The organism is Thalassovita mediterranea (assembly GCF_001458435.1).
GTDB lineage: Bacteria > Pseudomonadota > Alphaproteobacteria > Rhodobacterales > Rhodobacteraceae > Thalassobius > Thalassobius mediterraneus.
Window position 1 is genome coordinate 245622 of the sequence record NZ_CYSF01000007.1, and the last position, 18572, is coordinate 264193.

The 18572-nt window shown below is 58.2% G+C and carries 21 protein-coding genes; 7 read left to right on the forward strand and 14 right to left on the reverse strand.

The annotated features are described in order from the left end of the window. Nucleotides 1-52: 52 nt before the first annotated feature. From TM5383_RS08575 to TM5383_RS08605, 7 genes are all read right to left on the reverse strand, one after another. Nucleotides 53-1099: a threonine aldolase family protein gene (locus TM5383_RS08575; protein WP_058318625.1), complete on the reverse strand. Its 1047-nt coding sequence runs from the start codon at nucleotides 1097-1099 to the stop codon at nucleotides 53-55. Beyond that, on the reverse strand, nucleotides 1099-1554 hold the full coding sequence (locus tag TM5383_RS08580; protein ID WP_058318626.1) for a YcgN family cysteine cluster protein: 456 nt from the start codon (nucleotides 1552-1554) through the stop codon (nucleotides 1099-1101). Before TM5383_RS08580 ends, TM5383_RS08575 begins: the two co-directional genes overlap by 1 nt. Further along, complete coding sequence (locus TM5383_RS08585) at nucleotides 1554-2492, reverse strand: bifunctional riboflavin kinase/FAD synthetase (RefSeq protein WP_058318627.1); 939 nt, start codon at nucleotides 2490-2492, stop codon at nucleotides 1554-1556. The genes TM5383_RS08580 and TM5383_RS08585 overlap by 1 nt, the downstream gene beginning before the upstream one ends. Nucleotides 2493-2615: 123 nt before the next feature. Further along, entirely contained in the window at nucleotides 2616-3059 is a 444-nt protein-coding gene (locus TM5383_RS08590; protein ID WP_058318628.1) for a MaoC family dehydratase, read from the reverse strand. A 148-nt stretch (nucleotides 3060-3207) separates the two neighbouring features. Beyond that, the gene (locus TM5383_RS08595) at nucleotides 3208-4083 is read right to left on the reverse strand and encodes a TIGR01459 family HAD-type hydrolase (RefSeq protein ID WP_058318629.1); all 876 of its coding nucleotides are present in this window, start codon (nucleotides 4081-4083) and stop codon (nucleotides 3208-3210) included. Between the two features lie 72 nt (nucleotides 4084-4155). Then, nucleotides 4156-4872: an SGNH/GDSL hydrolase family protein gene (locus tag TM5383_RS08600; RefSeq protein WP_058318630.1), complete on the reverse strand. Its 717-nt coding sequence runs from the start codon at nucleotides 4870-4872 to the stop codon at nucleotides 4156-4158. A 126-nt stretch (nucleotides 4873-4998) separates the two neighbouring features. Beyond that, nucleotides 4999-7341 carry a DNA topoisomerase IV subunit A gene (locus TM5383_RS08605; protein WP_058318858.1) on the reverse strand — a complete coding sequence of 781 codons (2343 nt, stop codon included), beginning with the start codon at nucleotides 7339-7341 and terminating at the stop codon, nucleotides 4999-5001. Between the two features lie 146 nt (nucleotides 7342-7487). Between TM5383_RS08605 and TM5383_RS08610 the strand changes: the two genes are divergently transcribed. From TM5383_RS08610 to TM5383_RS08620, 3 genes are all read left to right on the forward strand, one after another. Then, a complete protein-coding gene (locus TM5383_RS08610; RefSeq protein ID WP_058318631.1) occupies nucleotides 7488-8333 on the forward strand; it encodes an SDR family NAD(P)-dependent oxidoreductase in 846 nt (281 codons plus the stop codon). Between the two features lie 94 nt (nucleotides 8334-8427). After that, nucleotides 8428-8631, forward strand: a complete 204-nt coding sequence (locus TM5383_RS08615) for a twin transmembrane helix small protein (protein ID WP_058318632.1) — start codon at nucleotides 8428-8430, stop codon at nucleotides 8629-8631. Nucleotides 8632-8634: 3 nt separating this feature from the next. After that, entirely contained in the window at nucleotides 8635-9207 is a 573-nt protein-coding gene (locus TM5383_RS08620; protein WP_058318633.1) for a cob(I)yrinic acid a,c-diamide adenosyltransferase, read from the forward strand. A 28-nt stretch (nucleotides 9208-9235) separates the two neighbouring features. On the opposite strand, the gene TM5383_RS16960 is transcribed toward TM5383_RS08620, so the two are convergent. Continuing rightward, nucleotides 9236-9862: a SpoIIAA family protein gene (locus TM5383_RS16960; RefSeq protein WP_231725084.1), complete on the reverse strand. Its 627-nt coding sequence runs from the start codon at nucleotides 9860-9862 to the stop codon at nucleotides 9236-9238. Between the two features lie 78 nt (nucleotides 9863-9940). Between TM5383_RS16960 and TM5383_RS08630 the strand changes: the two genes are divergently transcribed. Both TM5383_RS08630 and TM5383_RS08635 read left to right on the forward strand, forming a co-directional pair. Continuing rightward, a complete protein-coding gene (locus tag TM5383_RS08630; protein WP_058318634.1) occupies nucleotides 9941-10699 on the forward strand; it encodes an electron transfer flavoprotein subunit beta/FixA family protein in 759 nt (252 codons plus the stop codon). Next, nucleotides 10699-11628 (forward strand): electron transfer flavoprotein subunit alpha/FixB family protein, encoded by a 930-nt coding sequence (locus TM5383_RS08635; RefSeq protein WP_058318635.1) that lies wholly within the window; start codon nucleotides 10699-10701, stop codon nucleotides 11626-11628. The genes TM5383_RS08630 and TM5383_RS08635 overlap by 1 nt, the downstream gene beginning before the upstream one ends. 71 nt (nucleotides 11629-11699) lie before the next feature. Here TM5383_RS08635 and TM5383_RS08640 read toward each other — a convergent pair whose 3' ends face one another. The 4 genes from TM5383_RS08640 to TM5383_RS08655 all read right to left on the reverse strand — a co-directional run bounded on the left by TM5383_RS08640 (nucleotide 11700) and on the right by TM5383_RS08655 (nucleotide 15318). Next, a complete protein-coding gene (locus tag TM5383_RS08640) occupies nucleotides 11700-12545 on the reverse strand; it encodes a DMT family transporter (RefSeq protein WP_058318636.1) in 846 nt (281 codons plus the stop codon). A 4-nt stretch (nucleotides 12546-12549) separates the two neighbouring features. Next, entirely contained in the window at nucleotides 12550-13167 is a 618-nt protein-coding gene (locus TM5383_RS08645; RefSeq protein WP_058318637.1) for a DNA-3-methyladenine glycosylase I, read from the reverse strand. Between the two features lie 184 nt (nucleotides 13168-13351). After that, nucleotides 13352-14992: a chaperonin GroEL gene (gene groL / locus TM5383_RS08650; RefSeq protein ID WP_058318638.1), complete on the reverse strand. Its 1641-nt coding sequence runs from the start codon at nucleotides 14990-14992 to the stop codon at nucleotides 13352-13354. Nucleotides 14993-15030: 38 nt separating this feature from the next. Then, complete coding sequence (locus tag TM5383_RS08655) at nucleotides 15031-15318, reverse strand: co-chaperone GroES (protein WP_058318639.1); 288 nt, start codon at nucleotides 15316-15318, stop codon at nucleotides 15031-15033. 350 nt (nucleotides 15319-15668) lie between these two features. On the opposite strand from TM5383_RS08655, the gene TM5383_RS08660 reads away from it, so the two are divergent. Beyond that, nucleotides 15669-16424 carry a hypothetical protein gene (locus TM5383_RS08660; RefSeq protein WP_058318640.1) on the forward strand — a complete coding sequence of 252 codons (756 nt, stop codon included), beginning with the start codon at nucleotides 15669-15671 and terminating at the stop codon, nucleotides 16422-16424. Here TM5383_RS08660 and TM5383_RS08665 read toward each other — a convergent pair whose 3' ends face one another. After that, nucleotides 16425-16691: a hypothetical protein gene (locus TM5383_RS08665; protein WP_058318641.1), complete on the reverse strand. Its 267-nt coding sequence runs from the start codon at nucleotides 16689-16691 to the stop codon at nucleotides 16425-16427. Between the two features lie 53 nt (nucleotides 16692-16744). Continuing rightward, nucleotides 16745-17401 (reverse strand): DUF2161 domain-containing phosphodiesterase, encoded by a 657-nt coding sequence (locus tag TM5383_RS08670; RefSeq protein ID WP_058318642.1) that lies wholly within the window; start codon nucleotides 17399-17401, stop codon nucleotides 16745-16747. A gap of 124 nt (nucleotides 17402-17525) precedes the next feature. Here TM5383_RS08670 and TM5383_RS08675 point away from each other — a divergent pair, with 124 nt between their 5' ends. Continuing rightward, nucleotides 17526-18551: a TraB/GumN family protein gene (locus TM5383_RS08675; protein WP_058318643.1), complete on the forward strand. Its 1026-nt coding sequence runs from the start codon at nucleotides 17526-17528 to the stop codon at nucleotides 18549-18551. The last annotated feature ends 21 nt before the right edge of the window (nucleotides 18552-18572 follow it).

Genomic DNA, 18572 nt, shown 5'->3' on the forward strand with positions numbered 1-18572 from the left:
CTGGGCTAGGATGCCAATAGAAGGGGCAGGCGGGCAATTATGCCCGCCATTTTTACGCGCGGTAAGCGTTCAGCAAGGCCTCAACACCTGCTTCGCCGATGGACCAATCGCAGACAAATCGTGCCAGCAACATCTCTTCGGGATCATCGCCTCCCAGCTCGCCTTCCATGATGTAGTAGTAAGCACCAGCATCAAATGCCTTCTGGTGAAGACGGCGGGGCAATTTGGCAAAAAACAGGTTCGCCTCTGGTGTGGTGGTGAACTCCACACCGTCAACCTGACGCAGCCCATCCGCCAGTTTGGCCGATGTGTCATTGGCTTGGCGGGCCAGATCCAGCCACAGATCATCCGCCAGATAGCCCAGCATTTGTGCGGATAGATAGCGGTGTTTGGAAAACAGGTGCGCGCCCCGTTTGCGGCGCAGTTCAAACTCCCACGCTTTGGCCGGATCAAAGAAGATCACCGCCTCAACCCCCATGCAGCCATTTTTGGTGCCGCCAAAGCTGACCGCATCAATGCCCGCTTTCCAGGTCATTTCTGCGGGCGTACATCCCAGTTTTACCAGTGCATTGGTAAATCGCGCACCGTCCAGGTGCGTTTTTAGGCCGTAGTCGCGCGCGACTGCGGTCAGTGCGCGCAGTTCCTCCAGCGTGTAAACATGTCCCTTTTCGGTGACTTGCGTGATCGACACCGGCCCTCGTTGGGGGCCATGCACGCCGCGGGTGTGTTCATTTTCAATCGCACGGCGTAGGGCATCGGGGGTCATTTTATCGCTGTCACCAACCAGTGTCAGCTTGGCGCCACCGCTGAAAAATTCCGGTGCGTTGCATTCATCCTCGTGGATATGCGCAACCGGCGAGCAGAAGACGGTTTCCCACGGCTGACACAGCGTCGCCAGTGCCAGAGAATTGGCGGCAGTGCCGGTTGCAACCAGATAGACTGCCGCTTCGGGGGCTTCGAACACGTCACGGATCATGTCGCGTACACGGTCCATCTCGGCCTCGACACCATAACCGGTGCGATAGCCTTCGTTGGCCTCTGTCACCGCTTGCATAATCTGCGGGTGAACAGGCCCGCCGTTGTCAGAAGCGAAAAACATTACACGGGCTCCTTGATGATGTGATCTTCCCAGTCTTCGTCTGCGACCTCAAATTCTGGCACCGTACGGCCGCGCATGGACACGCCCGCCGCATGAACAGAATTCGGATCGCCGGTTTTTAGCGGATGCCATTCGGGCAACGGCTGACCAGTCCACAAGAGTTTGTAGGCGCAGGTTTCCGGCATCCAGTAGAGGTTCTGATCCAGATTGTCCGGCCCCAGCACGATACATTCCGGGACAAAGTTGTGGCGGATCGGATATTGGCTGCACTGGCAGGTGCTATCATCCAGCAGGCGGCAGGCCACATTGGTCAACGCCACCTCGCCGGTGTCCTCGTCCTCTAGCTTGTTCAGGCAGCATTTGCCGCAACCATCGCACAGCGCTTCCCATTCAGGGCGCGACATGTCTTTGAGCGGTACGGTTTCCCAGAACTTGCGGCGCAATTGCTGGGGCATCAGAGCGCCGCCAGCAGGTCACGCGCTTTGGCGCAATCGGCATCCATCTGCGCGATCAGCGCCTCTAGGCTATCAAATTTGGCCTCTGGGCGCAGATAGTCCACCAACCCGACAGAAATCGGGGTGCCATATAGATCGCCCTTGAAATCAAAGATGAAGGTTTCAAGGTTAGGTTTGTTTTCCCCAAACATCGGCCGCACGCCCAGCGAGGCTGCGCCGTGGTAGCTGCCCTTGTGCGGGCCATCCAGCACGTCGATCAGTACCGCATAAACGCCCATTTTGGGCTGGTGCAGACCGTCGATCGACATGTTGGCGGTCGGATAGCCCAATTCACGGCCACGCTGGTCGCCGCCGATCACCTCACCATCCATGCGGTGCCAGTGGCCCAGCATCGCCTGCGCATCACGCGGGCGGCCCTCTGCCAACGCTTCGCGGATCGCGGTCGATGACACTTCGCCTTTGTCGCCATGCAGCAGCTCGGCCACCGTGACGCCAAAGCCCATGTCGGCACCAAAGCGTTTAAGATCCTCGACATCGCCTTTGCGACCCTGCCCGAAACAGAAATCCGCACCCACAACAACATGGGTCAGGGCCAGCCCGTCGCGGATTACTTTGGCGGCGAAATCTTCGGGGCTGAGAGCAGAGAGCGTTGCGTTGAACGGCAGTTCATAGAGCCGCTCCACCCCCAGCTTTTCCAGCCGGTGCGCGCGTGCTTCGGCGCTCATCAGGCGGAAAGCGGGTGCTTTCGGCGCAAAGAATTGGCGCGGGTGCGGTTCAAAGGACATGATGCCCAGTGGCACGCCTTTTTCGCTCGCAATATCGCGTGTGAGGTCGATCACCGACTGGTGGCCCAGATGGACCCCGTCGAAATTGCCGATGGCCGCTGCAGCGCCGCGGTCCTGATCGGTGACAAAGCTGTAATCCCGGATGATACGCATGACTGTGAGGTATCGCCCCAGAGGCGCGGGATCAAGCGTGATGTGACGGCAGGAAAGGGGGCGGGCAAGCGACCCCGTAAAAGCACGGTGGGCAAGGTGACCCTTGCCCGATGTGTGGTGCGATTAGTCCAGTTTTTTGGACGGGGCCAGAACGGTGGCCTGACCCTTAAGAACGGGCTTACCATCTACGATGCAGCGGCAGTCCAGTTCAACACGGCGTTTGGTCAGGTCGATGGACAGAACCTCTACTTCGGCAAAAACCATGTCGTTCGGGCGCACAGGGCCAAGGAACTTCAGCGACTGCCCCATATAGATGGTCCCATGACCGGGCAGCTGTTCACCAATCACCGCCGAGATCAGGCCAGCGGTCAGCATGCCGTGTGCGATGCGACCACCAAAGATTGTGTCTTTGGCGTAAGCCTCATCCAGATGCACAGGATTGTGGTCGGTGGAGACCTGCGCGAACATTTCGATGTCTTCGTCCGTTACTACCTTGCGCAGGGAACGGGTCATCCCGACCTCAATGTCTTCGATAAAGATGGTGCCGCGCGGCATATTATCCAACATTCGTCCCTCCAGCGGAATCGGTTGCGAAAGATTTGGACCTGTGGGTCGCTTCGATTGCAACTTTATTACTTCGCAGCTGCAGAAAATCAAGGAGATTCTGCATTAACCTTTGGGTAATCTTTCCGCTGGAGGCCTTATTCTGCGCGTCTTAGCGCAGCTGGCCAATGCTGTAGGTGGGGTTCACCTGTTCACGCTCGATGTAGGCGGCCAGTGCTTCTGCCTCGGGCTGGTCGGTGGTTTTGGTTTCTGCCCGCGCCAGACCGCCGGTGATGAACAGGGTGTCGATACCTTCGCCCATGCCGCCGGAAATATCAGTGTGGGGACCATCACCGATGGCGAGGATCTGGCTGTCTTCGATGTTGCGGTCCAACACGTTCAGGCGACGACGTGCCAGATCATAGATTGGCGGATGCGGCTTGCCGAAGTACAGGCTTTCGCCGCCCATCTCTGTGTACAGTTTCGCCAAAGCACCGGCACACCATTCGCGCACCTCACCACGGTCCACTACAATGTCGGGGTTGGCGCAGAGCAGTTTCATGCCCTTGGTCTTGGCATAAAGGAAATCGGCGCGGTTCACATCCGGATCCGCCATGGTGTCAAAGGGGCCGCAGCAGACGATGCCCTCTGCCTCGTCCAGTGGTACGCGGGTGATGTTGACGGGGTTTTCCAGCAGACTCAGCGGTTCAAAGAAGCCCGCGTCGCGTTGCCATTCGCCCATGAAGTAAACCTTTTCGCCCACCGCACCAGTGAACATTGCCGAACGGGCGCTGTCACCGCTGGTGGCAATGGTGTCATAGGCATCATCCGGCACGCCGAACTGCGACAGCTGCGCCGCCACACCTGCGCGGGGCTTGGGCGAGTTGGTGACCAACACTACGATGCCGCCGTTGTTGCGGTAGGCTTGCAGCGCGGCGACGGCCTCAGGATAGGCAGTGACGCCGTTGTGGACGCAGCCCCACAGATCGACGAACAGCGCGTCATACTGGGCGGAAACCTCGGAGAGGGCGGTGATGATCTGGGTCATGGGGCAACCTATTTCGCAAGTGTTTGCCGAGGTATCGCAAAGCCCATGTGCAAAGGCCAGAAGAAAGGCACCTTAGCCCAGATCCAACCGCCGGATTTCAGCCGCAAGGCGGGCCGCCCAAATAGGATATGCCACCTCTGACGGATGGAAGCCATCGCGCGCGATGTATTCAGGACGAAACGGCAGGTCAAAGGGCAGGTGATGTAGTGACGGATCATTGTGGGCCAGTCGCGCCAGCTCCGCATCAAATCGATCCGCCGTGCGGCCCAACAACCCACGCAGCGGTTGCGGCAGCAGCGGAAACTGACCGATCGGCGGAATACCCGACGCCAGGATGTGGCGAACGCCGAATTTCTGCCGCAGCAATTGATGCAGGTTGCGTTGATCCGTGGACCATCGCGGTAGCGGCGCGGCCTTGGTCACGTCATTCACCCCCAGTGCCAGAACGGCGATGTCAAAGGGGGCGGCGGGCAGGGCGGTCAGACGCGCCAGCGTGGCGCGGGTCGTGTCGCCAGTGCGCGCCTCTAGCTGCCATGTGACCTGATGATCAGACGCCAACGCATCCACCAGACATCCTGACAGCGCGCGCGCCTGCGCCGTGGCGCCAACGCCCGCGCCTGAGCTGTCACCGGCGATCAGTAATCTGAGTGCACGCCCTGTCCCAGTGTGACCCTGACGTGGACCGGGTGGTTCGGGCAGGTTCAACGCCTTTTGCCGCACATAAAGCGCTTGCGCGATCAACAGTGGGGCAAGGGACAGTTTGGCAAGGGTGTCAGTGGCAATTGGCATGGACCTAAAATGGGACGTTTTCGTCCCATGGCGAAGCATAACGTTGGGCAAAGCCCTTTCAATGGTCCTCAAATACTCCCGCCGGAGGCGCAATAGAAAACGGGCCCCGAAGGGCCCGCCGTAGATTTAGGTAAATTTCATATCACGGGGGAAGCCGTAGGGCGCCTTCTTGCCGACACCAGCACGTTTACCCAGCCAGTCGGACATGTCCGGTTCGTGCCGCGTTTTGCCGCCGCCCATTTCCCAGCTAAGGCCATCGTCCCAGTTGAAGGTGGTGATATCGCCAAGTCCGCCGTCCAGTTCCAGCGTGCCCTGACGGCCCCGCGCCATGTTGTATTTCTGCAGGCGCACGCCCTTGCCGCGGGTCATTTCCGGCAGTTCGCTGACCGGGAAGACCAGGAATTTGCCGTTCTGGCTGACAATCGCAACGTGGTCGCCGTCAATCGGGCGGACCAGTTGGGCCTTGATGTCGTCTTTGACGTTCAGCACCTGTTTGCCGGTACGGGTCTGGGCCAGAACGTCGTCTTCGCCCACCATAAACCCGTTGCCCTCTGACGAGGCGACCAGCAGTTTGCGGCCCGGTTTGTGGATCAGGATATCGATGATCTCTGCCTCGTTTGGCAGATCAACCATCAGACGCAGCGGTTCGCCCATGCCCCGCCCACCGGGCAGGTTCGACGACTGCACCGTGTAGAAACGGCCATTGCTGGCAAAGACCAGCAGGCGGTCCGTGGTTTCCGCGTGGAAGATGAAGCGCGGGCCATCGCCGTCTTTGAATTTCAGCTCGCGCTTCAGGTCGATATGGCCGGTCATGGCGCGGATCCAGCCCATTTGCGAACAGACTACGGTGATCGGTTCACGGTCGATCATCGCTTCCAGCGGCACTTCTTCGGCCTCAACCGCTTCGGCAAAGGCGCTGCGGCGCTTGCCCCCTTCGGAGGAGCGGCCGAACTGCTTGCGGGTTTCTTTCAGCTCTTCGCTGATGCGGTTCCACTGCAACTCTTCGCTGCCCAGCAGTTCCAACAGGCCTGCGCGCTCTTCCAGCAGGGCGTCGCGTTCGCGGGTCAGTTCGATCTCTTCCAGACGACGCAAGGAGCGCAGGCGCATGTTCAGGATCGCTTCGGCCTGAACCTCTGTAAGTTCGCCATCACCCTTCGCGGGCAGGGGCGAGCGATAGCCGCTTTCATCCGTGGCACGGGGTTTCTTATCACCCCATGCCTCCGCCATCAGCGCCTGTTTCGGCGCATCATCATAGCGGATGATGTCGATCACGCGGTCAAGGTTGAGGAAGGCAATGATCAGGCCTTCCAGCACCTCAAGGCGGTGGTCGATCTTGTCCAGACGGTGTTTGGAGCGGCGCTGCAACACGTCACGGCGGTGATCGAGGAAGGCGCGCAAAACGTCCTTCAGTGAACAGACCTTGGGTGTCACGCCGTCGATCAGCACGTTCATGTTGAGCGAAAACTTGATCTCTAGGTCCGAGCTGCGGAACATCAGGTTCATCAGAACCTGCGGATCGACGTTCTTCGACTTCGGTTCCAGAATCAGGCGGATGTCATCGGCGGATTCATCGCGCACATCGGCCAGAATTGGCACTTTCTTGGTCTGGATCAGCTCCGCGATCTTTTCGATCAGCTTGGACTTCTGCACCTGATACGGGATCTCGGTGATCACGATCTGCCAGGTGCCACGGCCCAGGTCCTCGACCTCCCACTTGCAGCGCAGACGGAAGCTGCCGCGCCCGGTGGCGTAGGCCTTGGCGATGTTTTCACGCGGCTCGACAATCACGCCGCCGGTGGGGAAATCTGGTCCAGGGACGTAGTTCAGCAGCGTCTCATCGCGGGCATCGGGGGTTTTGATCAGATGCAGACAGGCACCGATCAACTCTTCAATGTTGTGCGGCGGAATATTGGTCGCCATACCCACCGCGATCCCTGCGGCGCCATTGGCCAATAGGTTCGGGAAAGCGGCTGGCAGCACCACAGGTTCGCTGAGCGTGCCGTCGTAGTTTTCGCGGAAATCAACGGCGTTTTCGTTCAGCCCCTCTAGCAGTGCCTCAGCGGCGGCGGTCATCCGCGCCTCTGTGTATCGGCTGGCCGCAGGGTTATCGCCGTCGATGTTGCCGAAGTTGCCCTGACCGTCGACCAGCGGATAACGGACGTTGAAGTCCTGCGCCAAGCGCGCCATCGCATCATAGATCGCCGCATCGCCGTGGGGGTGATAGTTGCCCATCACGTCGCCAGAGATTTTCGCCGATTTACGGAAGCCGCCGGTTGCCGACAGCTTCAGCTCACGCATCGCATAAAGGATGCGGCGGTGAACCGGTTTCAGACCATCACGGGCATCCGGCAGCGCGCGGTGCATAATCGTGCTGAGCGCATAGGTCAGGTAACGGTCGCCAATCGCGCGGCGCAGCGGCTCTGCCACTTCGATCTGGTCGATATGGGGATCTTCGATGTCATCAGTCATATATGCTGTGTAACCCCCTAGCTGATAGGCGACAAGGCTAGGCAACATCTGTTGGGCTAATTTCGCCTGTCAGGATGCGGCCGGGACATTTGCTTTGCGTTGCATCATGTCCTAGCTCTGAGCGAAACCACATGGGAACACATGACATGACATCACCGGCCAGCCAGAAATCCATCCTGATCACCGGCTGTTCAACCGGCATCGGCTATGACGCTGCGCATGGGTTGAAGGCCGCAGGGTGGCGTGTCTTTGCCGCCTGCCGTCAGCAGAAGGATTGTGATCGTCTGGCAGCAGAAGGCTTGGAAACAGTACAGCTGGATTACAGTGATGAGGGGTCGATCACCGCCGCCCTCACCCATGTGCTGGATCAGACCGGTGGCACGTTGGATGCGCTGTTCAACAATGGTGCCTATGCCTGTCCCGGTGCAAATGAGGACCTGCCGCGTGGTGCGCTGCGCGAGATTTTTGAGGCCAATGTATTTGGCTGGCATGACCTGACCCGTCAGGTGATTCCAGTAATGCGGGCGCAGGGGCATGGGCACATCGTTAACTGTTCCTCCGTTCTGGGTCTGGTGGTGGCGCCGTGGCGGTCGGCCTACAATAGCACCAAGTTTGCGCTGGAGGCGTTGACCGACACGCTGCGGATCGAAATGCGGGACACCAATATCAATGTGGTGCTGATCGAACCCGGACCCGTCACATCGGAGATCCGCCGCAACGCGGTCCCGCATTTTGAGAAATGGATTGATTGGCAAAACAGCGCCCGCGCTGATCAATACCGCGCCAAGCTGGTGAAGCGCCTATATGATGACAACACCACGCCCGATACCTTTGAGCTGCCGCCTTCGGCAGTGACGGCGAAATTGCTGCGCGCGCTTAATTCGGATCGCCCGAAGGCACGCTATTATGTGACCACGCCAACCTACATTATGGGCACGCTGCGCCGTGTGTTGCCCACCCGTGCGCTCGATTGGCTGCTGGCGAAGGGCTAGGAAATGTATGGCGCGACGTTTTTGGGGCTTGCGCCGCGCCGCTGCCCCTCTACATCAGAGGGAACCAAAAGAAGGCCAAACGAGGGAATGACACATGGCTGACGATCCACTGTTTTTTGTAGTCGCTGCCGCCTGTATCGGCGTGCTGGTGATCCTGATGGTGGGCATTGGCGGCTTCACCAAAGGTGGCGAATTCAATCGCAAACACGCCAACAAGCTGATGCGCATGCGTTTGTGGGCGCAGCTTGGTGCAGTTGTGCTGATCCTATTGTTTGTCTGGCTGCGCAGAGGAGGCTGAGCCATGGTCGTACTGAACAAAATTTACACACGCACTGGCGACAAGGGCGATACCGCGCTGGGCAATGGCACCCGTGTTGCCAAACATTCGGCGCGCGTAAATGCCTACGGCACCGTGGATGAGCTGAACGCTACGCTGGGTGTGGCGCGCCTGCAGGCTGATGGTGAAATGGACGCAGCCCTTGGTCGGATGCAGAACGATCTGTTCGATCTGGGCGCCGACATGTGCCGCCCTGACATGGACAAGGATGCAGAGGCCGAATACCCGCCGCTGCGCGTGTCTGATGCGCAGGTCGAACGCCTTGAGGCCGAGATTGATGCGATGAACAGGGACCTAAGCCCGCTGCGCAGTTTCATCCTGCCGGGCGGCACCGCGCTGTCCGCGCATCTGCACGTCTGCCGCACCGTGGCACGTCGCGCCGAACGTCTGGCCGTCGAACTGGCGGCAGAGGAATTGGTAAACCCTGCAGCCGTCAAATATCTGAACCGCCTGAGTGACTGGTTCTTTGTCGCTGCGCGTGTGGCTAACGATAATGGCGCCGATGACGTCCTGTGGGTTCCGGGCGCGAATCGTTGATCGAATTAAGCTGGGGCTGGGGGCCGGTTTAGGCCTTCAGCCACGCTTCGGCTTCTTCATTCTGATCAAGGTCAAAGGCCTTGATATCTATGCCGCCAAATAGACTGCCCTTCATTTCCGCGGCAGACTTCAGCCATGCGGCATCGGTCAGCACTGCGCAGCGATCAAATTTGGTAAGCAGCCCAAATAATGCGGGGAGTCTGGTCATCTCGACACCGATCGCAGCAAAGCTGGGCATGGCGAAATCAGGTATGCGGTACATCATCACGCCGTTGGTTATGCCCTCTGATAGCGACAGTAGATCGTCCAACCCCTGGCGCATTGTGGTGGCGTCAATTTTGCCGCTCAGTGTGATGTCGATGCGGTTCTCTTGCGGTTTTGTCACTGTAAGCATTGTTTCTCCTCCTGCTTTGCAGTCTGGGGCAAAAGGCAAACCTGCGCCCTGATCTGCCTCAATCCATGGGGTGGAGTGATTCTTGGCCGATATGCGGACGGAAATGATCAGTTTGGTGGCCGCCGTACGCGCAGAATCTGCATGGACCTGAAAGTTTTTGCTCAGCTTTTGAAAAGTTTCCGCAAGGTTTCGGGGGCAAAAAAAGTAAAACGCGGCGTCCTTTGGCGCTAACGTGACGATTTTGCCCTGTTTCGGCGCCACGCAAGAATATAACAAGTGGCATATAGAATTTTGGCACTGCAGAAAGCGGCGCCATAACACTGTAAGGGAGACCGCGAAATGAAGGTACTCGTACCTGTCAAACGTGTGATCGACTATAACGTGAAAGTTCGTGTGAAAGCGGACGGCAGCGGCGTCGATCTCGCCAACGTTAAGATGTCAATGAACCCATTCGACGAAATTGCCGTCGAAGAGGCCATTCGCCTGAAAGAAGCAGGCAAAGCCGAAGAGGTCGTTGTGGTCTCGATCGGTGTTAAGCAGGCTCAGGAAACCCTGCGTACCGCGCTGGCCATGGGTGCCGATCGCGCGATCCTGATCAACGCAGCTGACGACGTTCACCAGGACATCGAACCGCTGGCCGTTGCCAAACTGCTGAAAGCTGTTGTTGACGAAGAGCAGCCGCAGCTGGTCATCGCTGGTAAACAGTCGATCGACAACGACATGAACGCAACTGGTCAGATGCTGGCGGCCCTCTTGGGCTGGGGTCAGGCGACCTTTGCTTCCGAAGTTGAAATTGACGGCGGTGCAGCGACCGTGACCCGTGAAGTTGACGGCGGTCTGCAGACCATCAAGGTGAACCTGCCGGCGATCATCACCGCCGACCTGCGCCTGAACGAGCCGCGCTACGCGTCGCTGCCCAACATCATGAAAGCCAAGAAAAAGCCGCTGGAAGAAAAAACCGCAGCTGACTACGGCGTTGATGTAAGCCCGCGTCTGGAAATCGTGAAAACCGGTGAACCGGCGGAACGTGCCGCAGGCATCAAGGTTGGTTCGGTTGATGAGCTGATTGCGAAACTGAAAGAAGCGGGGGCTGTATAATGGCTGTTCTTCTGATTGCCGAAGTTGCAAATGGTGCGCTGGCTGTTGACGCCACCGCCAAAGCCCTGACCGCCGCCAAGGCGCTGGGCGACGTGACCGTCCTTTGCGCAGGCGCATCCTGCGGTGGCGCAGCTGAAGAAGCTGCAAAGCTGGACGGCGTGTCCAAAGTTCTGTGCGCAGACGACGCTGCCTATGGCAACGGTCTGGCCGAACCGGTCGCAGATCTGGTTGTTTCGCTGGCTGGTGGTTTCAGCCACATCGTTGCACCGTCGACCGCATTTGCGAAAAACGTTGCACCGCGCGTTGCAGCTCTGCTGGACGTGATGGTTCTGTCCGACGTGACCGCCGTTGTAGACGCCGACACGTTTGAGCGTCCGATCTACGCAGGTAACGCGATCCAGACCGTCAAATCCTCGGATGCGACCAAGGTTCTGACCGTTCGTACCTCGACCTTCGACGCCGCTGGCGAAGGTGGTTCCGCCGCCGTTGAAGCCGCCGCAGCAGCCGGTAACCCCGGCCTGTCCGAGTGGGTTGAGGACAAGGTTGCTGAAAGCGACCGTCCTGAGCTGACTTCGGCTGGTATCGTAGTCTCCGGTGGCCGTGGCGTTGGTTCCGAAGAGAGCTTTGAGCTGATCGAGAAACTGGCCGACAAACTGGGCGGTGCCGTTGGCGCATCCCGTGCCGCAGTTGACTCGGGCTATGCCCCGAACGACCTGCAGGTTGGTCAGACCGGTAAAGTTGTTGCACCGGACCTCTACATCGCTGCCGGTATCTCGGGCGCCATCCAGCACCTTGCTGGTATGAAAGACTCGAAGATCATCGTCGCCATCAACAAAGACGAAGAAGCACCGATCTTCCAGGTTGCAGACTTCGGCCTGGTGGCAGACTTGTTCGACGCAGTGCCTGAGCTGACCGAAAAACTGGGCTAAGTCCCGGTTCGGTAGAAATAGAAACGCCCCGCCTTTCGGTGGGGCGTTTTTCTTTGGGTCTGTTTTGCGCGTTATTTGTCGCGCGCGGGCATTGCACCTAGGGCTACGCCCGACAGGATCACCAGCGTGGCGATGGCGAATTGCAGATCCGGCCATTCCCCCAGCAGCAGCGCGCCACCGATGATCGCAATCACCGGCACCGTCAACTGCGCCACCGCCGCTCGACTGGCGCCAAGGCGGGGCAAAACGCTGTACCACAGCGCATAGCCAAGGCCGGAGGTGACAGCGCCCGACAGAACCGCCAGCAGGATCGCCCGTGCGCTCATCTCCCACGCGCCAAACAGTGCCCATGCAGCAAGTCCCACAGGCGCCGCCCAGATGAAATTCAGCGCGGTTTCCCGCGTCGGGTCAGATGCCCCGCGTCCCATCAGCGAATAGATGCCCCAGCCAACCCCAGCCAGCGCCATCAGCGCCGACGCAAGTGGCGGCATTGCAGCCTCTGCACCGGGCCACAGGATCCACGCCAATCCCGCCAGCGCCAGCGCGGCCCCCAACCAGCGGGGCAGCGGGACCGCTTCGGCCATCATCACGGCGCCTGCGAACATAGTGATCTGGACCATCGCAAACAGGACCAGTGCCCCTGCGCCTGCATCAAGCGCCTGATAGGCCAGTGAGAAGCCGTAGAGGTAGGTCAGCAGCGACAGCACCGCGAACCCGCGCTTAAGCGGCGGTGCGGCGGTCGGTTCCGCACCGCGCCGTAACAGCAACAACGCCCCCAGCATCACCGCACCCGAGGCAAGCCGTAGGGAGGCAAAGGCCACAGATTCCGCCCCCGCCAAAACAATTCCTGCGCGGTTCAGCAGAGAGTTCGCCGCGAAGGCCACCATGGTCACAAAGGTCAGTAGAAACAGGCGCATGGTGTTACTCTTTCATTGCGGGACGGGTGAAATCCGCCCGCATTTCTTCGGCCCGAGCGCGCATAACGCAGCCTGTGGCGTGGTCGTTGATCAACCCCATCGCCTGCATAAAGGCATAAACAGTGGTGGGGCCAACAAACTTCCAGCCGCGTTTTTTCAACGCTTTTGACAACGCGATAGAGGCGGGGGAGGTGGATTGCGTCTGCGGCTCTGCCAGCTCCTCCGGCGCGGGTTCAAACGACCAGACAAAGGCCGCGATAGATCCTGCCTCTGCCACCAGTTCCTGCGCGCGGGCGGCGTTGTTGATCACCGCGTTGATTTTGCCCCGATGACGGACAATGCCCGCATCTGCGAGCAGGCGCGCCACGTCATCGTCGCCATAGGCCGCTATTTTGTTGAAATCGAAGCCGTCGAAGGCCGCGCGAAAATTCTCGCGCTTTGCCAAAATGGTGCGCCAGCTGAGGCCGGACTGAAAACTTTCCAAACATAGCTTTTCAAACAGGCGAATGTCATCGCTGACCGGATAGCCCCATTCGGTGTCATGGTAGGGTAAAAACGCCTCGACCCCTGCGACCCATGCGCAGCGACAGTGTCCATCGGGCGCTGTGTATAGCGATGCCATGCTCTTTCTCCGGTCTGGTTTGCCCCAGCATTAACAGGCCAGAGCGACGGTGCAATTTATTCGAACTCACATCTATGTGGGGTCCAATCGTTTGCGTAGATCAATACGGCGGAGACAAACGAAAAAGGGCCGCCCGAAGGCGACCCCAAATCTTGCAGCCAGTGGCTGATCAATCCCGATAGGATTACATCATGCCGCCCATGCCGCCCATGTCGGGCATTGCCGGGGCTGCGCCGCCGTCTTTCGACGGTTTGTCTGCAACCATGGCTTCGGTGGTGATCAGCAGGCCAGCAACCGATGCCGCATCTTCCAGAGCGGTACGGGTTACCTTGGCGGGGTCGATCACACCGAATGCGAACATGTCGCCGTACTCTTCGGTCTGAGCGTTGAAACCAAAGGAGGTTTCTTCCGACTCGCGCACTTTGCCAGCAACAACGGCACCGTCAACACCGGCGTTTTCAGCGATCTGGCGCAGAGGCGCTTCGATGGCTTTGCGAACGATGGTGATACCGGCGTTCTGGTCAGCGTTTGCACCTTCCAGACCTTCCAGCGCTTTACCAGCCTGAACCAGAGCAACACCACCACCAACGATGACGCCTTCCTGTACAGCTGCGCGGGTTGCGTTCAGAGCATCGTCAACACGATCTTTACGCTCTTTCACTTCAACCTCGGTCATGCCGCCAACCTTGATCACAGCAACACCGCCGGCCAGTTTGGCTACGCGCTCTTGCAGTTTTTCACGGTCGTAGTCCGAAGAGGTTTCTTCGATCTGGGTGCGGATCTGAGCAACACGTGCTTCGATCTCGGCTTTCTCACCGGCACCGTCAACGATGGTGGTTTCGTCCTTGGTGATGGCCACTTTCTTCGCGGTGCCCAGCATGTCCATGGTGACGTTTTCCAGCTTCATGCCCAGATCTTCGGAGATGACCTGACCGCCGGTGAGGATTGCGATGTCCTGCAGCATGGCTTTGCGGCGATCGCCGAAGCCCGGTGCTTTCACAGCAGCAATTTTCAGGCCGCCGCGCAGTTTGTTCACAACCAGAGTTGCCAGTGCTTCGCCTTCTACGTCCTCTGCGATGATCAGCAGCGGCTTTTGCGACTGGATCACCGACTCGAGCAGCGGAACCATCGGCTGCAGCGAGGACAGTTTCTTTTCGTGCAAGAGGATCATGCAGTCGTCGAGGTCTGCGATCATCTTGTCGGGGTTGGTCACGAAGTAAGGCGACAGGTAGCCGCGGTCGAACTGCATGCCTTCAACAACATCGGTCTCGGTTTCCAGACCTTTGTTTTCTTCGACGGTGATCACACCTTCGTTGCCGACTTTCTGCATCGCGCCTGCGATCTGCTGACCGATCTCAGCTTCGCCGTTGGCGGAGATGGTGCCAACCTGCGCAACCTCAGCGGAGTCTTTGACTTCGCGGGCCATGTCTTTGATGCCTTCAACGACTTTGGCGGTTGCCATGTCGATGCCGCGCTTCAGGTCCATCGGGTTCAGACCGGCTGCAACCTGTTTCAGGCCTTCGCGAACGATCGCTTGTGCCAGTACGGTTGCGGTGGTGGTGCCGTCGCCTGCTTCGTCGTTGGTGCGGGAAGCAACTTCCTTCACCATCTGGGCGCCCATGTTTTCGAACTTGTCTTCCAGTTCGATTTCCTTGGCAACCGATACACCGTCTTTGGTGATGCGCGGTGCGCCGAAGGATTTGTCGAGGACCACGTTACGGCCTTTGGGGCCCAGGGTCACTTTTACGGCGTCAGCCAGAATGTTTACGCCGCGCAGCATTGCGTTGCGGGCATCGGTGTCAAATTTGACGTCCTTAGCAGCCATTGTGCTTGCTCCTGTTACTTAAATTCTGTCGTCGACAATCAGGCAATGATGCCCATGATGTCGGATTCTTTCATGATCAGCAGCTCTTCACCGTCGACGGTGATTTCGGTGCCGGACCATTTGCCGAACAGGATTTTGTCGCCTTCTGCAACGTCCATGGCAACGCGGTTGCCCGCATCGTCCTTGGCGCCTGCGCCAACAGCTACAACCAGGCCTTCCGCCGGCTTTTCTTTGGCGCTGTCGGGAATGATCAGCCCACCTGCGGTTTTTTCATCGCTCTCTACGCGGCGAACCAGCACACGGTCATGAAGCGGTTTAAATGCCATCTCTGAGGCTCCTCAGCTCAAAGTTTTTGTCCGGTCCCCTTCTCATGAAGCAGGACCGTTAGCACTCACTAGGGTCGAGTGCTAACGGAGGCATAGTTAGGAATGGCCTTAGGGGGAGTCAACCGTTTGTGGGGGGATATTTTTGACAGCCCAGCACTCTTATTTCAAAGCGCCGCATCGGCTCGACCTAATCAACGCGGCCCGTGGGCGGGCGGATTGCTTGTCACCTGCCCGCACGTTGTCGACGTGTTGCAAGGCTACAAGGGCGCCGAAATCTCATTGCCGCCAACCATCTAACTACTTACTTTGAATTGAAATGCCACCTCCATCCATCGCAGCAGATTTACACTATGAAGCTTGCCTTAGAACATCCTGCATGGTCCCTACTATATGGCCCTTACGGGGTGCAGGATGTGTCCGGAGCTTTGGCACAATTGGCTAAACAGTGGGACCAACCGCTGGCTGATACTCTCTATTGGGAGATGCTTCATCACCAAGAAGACTTATACCCGGTGACCTACGCGGCGTCGCCATGGCTTTGGGAAATAGCACCGAAGGATCTTACGAATCTGAGTTTCCTATCTTGGATTCTGCATTGTGCCACTTACCCAAACGACCTGCGGGATCTAGCCACACCGCGCAGTTTAATTCCGGGATTGTCATCTCTCAGATATGACACAAGTGAAGTCTTTCAGTGTGAAAGGACGGCACTTGTTGAGCAGCATCCCACTGTGCTGTTAGGGATAGAACAATGGTGCAACAGCCACTTCCCAACTATAGCAGAACGCTGCCAAGCTGCATTGCCGGACTGTCAGAACCCACATGGCATCTACAACTTGTTGGTTGGCCCAATGGCAGTGGAAGGCGCGCAGAAGGCGGCCAATGTTCTAGGTATGTGGTGTGACGGGCATGATCCAGAAACCATAGCCGAAGAAACCGAAACCTGGAGCGAAAAGGACCTGCAGCTGTCCCAAAAGTGGGTCCGGCTTTTAGATCAGCACGCCCCCGAATGCGGCGTAGCTCTGCGGGACTATGCCCAGCTGGAGGGGGGCAACCAAATCACGCTTCGCTGCAACGACACTCCTGACCTGTTCAGGAAAGAATGATCAGGGCCGCCACACCTTGCCGTGTGTTATTACCCGATCGGGGGCGTGCCATCGATAGTCGTTCTCCATTGCATCGGCATTGGCTATCCATTCATCTTCGGTGGGGTCGGGTACATTGCCCACTAAACCGCATCCATAGCAGATGACGTCAATGGAAACGTCCGAGATCACACAGGCCATGACAACCCAGTCGTGGTCGCATGTTTCTGGATCAGCATAGGTTTTGGGAAAAATTCTAAGAAATAGGTTAAGTAAAAAATCGATCATTCGGCTTCTAAAGGTCTTTGTCGTGGTTTGCGTTTGTGCGCCTATCGTCTCTTTTAAGTTTCTTTAACAGCTTTCTTCCCGAGAGCCGTCAAATCATAAATCCCCGTGTTCACCCGTTCGAACCAGCCGTAGTGGTTTGACGCCATGACCCGTGTGGCGCGGGTCACCTCGGTGCCTTTGGCGACCACGGCGCCTTTGGTGGGGCCGTGTTCGGCCAGATAGGCAGCGCAGCGCAGGGCCTCTTGGCGGTAGGATGTGATCAGGCCCACGCGGGTGGCGCCACCTTGGTTCGGGTCGCCCTCGCGGCGTTCAAATTCCGCCATCAGCGTTGTCTGGCGCCGCTTGACCTTGCGCGGCTGAAAGGGGGCGGGGTCATGATGGACCTGCACCTCACCCGCCGGTGAAACACTGATCACCCCAAGGCCTAGGCGTGTGCATAGGCCTATGTTGCCCTTGAACGCCTTGTAGCCGGCGCGTCCTTTCCAACGTGGGACGGCCAGATAGACCTGATCGGTCACTTTCTGGCGGGCAACCCCCTGTTGTAGCAGGGTCAAGGAAAAGCCTGTCTTCAGTTCCACAATCACCGGAGGTTCACCGTCACGCAGGGCGACAACATCGGCTGCGCCAATTTCAGATTTCACCTCAAATCCCAGCGCCTCAAAGAACGCTTTCACAGGTGGGTAAAGATCGGTTTCAGACAATTTGGTCATAGTATTGGTGTACTGTGCCCATCACAGGCGGCCAAGCCCCTAGCGTCGGGTTAGATGGGGGCATTGATTTGCAATCCTTGCGGGATTTGTTAGGATTTCTGCCGACATAAAAGGGTGTAATGTGATGCGATTGAAGCAGGTGCTACAGGCGACGGTTTTGCTGTGTGGTTTGGCGGTTGGCATTGCGCCGGATGAAGGCCACGCGGACTGTGATGCGCCTGCAACATTGGACGATGCGCAACTGATGGATCTACGCGCGCGCGCTGCATCCGTTCCCTATCACTCGGGCCTATTATGGCAGGTCGAAAAGGATGGAGTCACCTCGTATGTTTTTGGGACCATGCACCTTTATACGCCACGCCATGGCCGGTCGCTTGAACGGTTGAAGCCTCTTATTGAAGAGGTGGAACAGGTTTTCGTCGAGTTTGATAAGGCAGATATGTCGGCCTTTGAGCGCCGTCTAACCAGCGACGCGACATTGATCACTATTACAGATGGGCCCAGCCTGCTGGATCGTTTGGGGCCAGTGGCATGGGAACGATTGAAAACGGCGCTGGAACCTTACCAGATCCCCGGTTTCATGGCGGCCAAGATGCAGCCGTGGTTTCTTGGGTTCACCATGATGATGCCGCGCTGCGCGATAGATGATCTGCAGGCCGGACGGGTGGGGATCGACAAGATGATCGAAGAGACAGCGGACGCAGCGGATAAACCCGTGTCTTCGCTCGACAGGGAACAGGACATGCTCGACAGGTTGGCAGGCGACCCATTGGATCAGCAGGTTGATGACATGCGCTGGTCGCTGATGCTGGATCTACCAACAGCCTATGGCATGGGCGGCTTGTCGGACTTCTACTTTGGCGAAGAAATTCAACTGATCTGGGAAAATGCCCAAGTCGAACTGGACAGGATCAGTGTCGGTCTTTCGGATCAGGATGCCGCCCGTCTGCGCGGCCTCTTTGATGAAATGATGGGGGATTTGATCGCAGGGCGAAATCATCTTTGGGCGCCGACGTTGATCGACGGGTTGACGGTGCGCCCCAGCTTGGTCGCTGTTGGGGCAATGCACTTGCCAGGCGAGGAAGGGGTTTTGCGTCTGTTGGAAGAGGCCGGTTTTACCATCACCGCGTTGTCCATGTCACAGCCCTAACGCCCTGCCTCTTTGTCACCG